The following is a 1,217-nucleotide window of genomic DNA, read 5'->3' as shown; positions in this document are numbered from 1 at the left end:
GGGCCCGCACGGCGCGGGCGCCGTGCGCGAGCGCCGCGTTCAGGCCGCTCGCCGGGTCGTCCGGCAGCACGCGCGCGCCGAGCGCCGCCAGCGCGCTCCCGGCGAGCGCGTCGTCGGTGACGACGACCACCTCGCGCACCGGCCGGCACGCCAGGGCGGCGGCCACCGTGTCCTGCGCGAAGGCGAGGGCGAGCGAGGGCCGCAGGGCGTCCCCCACGGCCGCGGCCAGGCGGGACTTGGCCCGTGCCAGGGGCTTCAGCGGCACCACGAGAGTCCACCCCGGGCCCGCTCCTTTTCCTCCCACACGCCCCATTCTCACCTGCCCGGCGACCGCCGACCCCGGCGCGCGGGGTTACGGTGTCCTCGGCAGACCGGGTACCCGAGGCGCGATGGGCGCGGCTGCCCGGACGGGGTCCGGCCGGCGGCGTCCGGCGAGGATCCCGCCGAGGACCAGGAAGACCAGGAAGAGGGTGTTGGCGCGTGTCCGGCCGCAGAATCGGCTTCTGGTACCGCTTCGCGGCGGTCGTCGTGAAACCGCCGCTCCTGATTCTGTTCAGGCGGGACTGGCGCGGCATGGAGCACATCCCGCGGACGGGCGGGTTCATCACCGCGGTCAACCACAACTCGTACATCGATCCGCTGTCGTACGCCCACTTCCAGTACAACACCGGGCGGGTGGCGCGGTTCCTGGCCAAGTCGGGGCTGTTCGGGAAGGGCTTCGTGGGCACCTGCATGCGCGGGTTGCGGCAGATCCCCGTCTACCGCGAGTCCGCCGACGCGGCCAGCGCCTTCCGCGCGGCCGTGGAGGCCGTCAACCAGGGCGAGTGCGTGGCCTTCTACCCCGAGGGCACGCTCACCCGCGACCCCGACCAGTGGCCGATGCGCGGCAAGACCGGCGTCGCGCGCGTGGCGCTGACGACCCGTGCGCCGGTCATCCCGGTCGCCCAGTGGGGCGCCAACGAGGCGCTGCCGCCGTACGCGAAGCGGCCCCGGTTCTTCCCGCGCAGGACCCTCAGGGTGTACGCCGGGCCGCCGGTGGACCTGTCGGAGTACTACGGCAAGGAGCCCACGGCCGAACTGCTGCGCACGGTCACCGACGTCATCATGGCGGCCGTCTCCGAGGTGCTCGCCGAGCTGCGCGGCGAGCCCGCGCCCGCCGCGCCGTACGACCCGCGCGCCGCCCGCGCCGCCCGCGCCGACGGGTCCGGCCAGGCCCG

1 protein-coding gene and 1 pseudogene are annotated in these 1,217 nt (G+C 75.3%); one reads left to right on the top strand and one right to left on the bottom strand.

The annotated features are described in order from the left end of the window. Positions 1 to 313: pseudogene (locus RKE29_RS29960) on the bottom strand (2-phospho-L-lactate guanylyltransferase); the annotation flags it as partial. 167 nt (positions 314 to 480) lie between these two features. Between RKE29_RS29960 and RKE29_RS29955 the strand changes: the two are divergent. Further along, on the top strand, positions 481 to 1,217 hold a 737-nt coding region (locus tag RKE29_RS29955; protein ID WP_312008853.1), incomplete at its 3' end, for a lysophospholipid acyltransferase family protein.

The sequence above is a fragment of the Streptomyces sp. B1866 genome (assembly GCF_031932565.1).
GTDB lineage: Bacteria > Actinomycetota > Actinomycetes > Streptomycetales > Streptomycetaceae > Streptomyces.
This window is presented reverse-complemented; position numbering and strand designations above follow the sequence as displayed.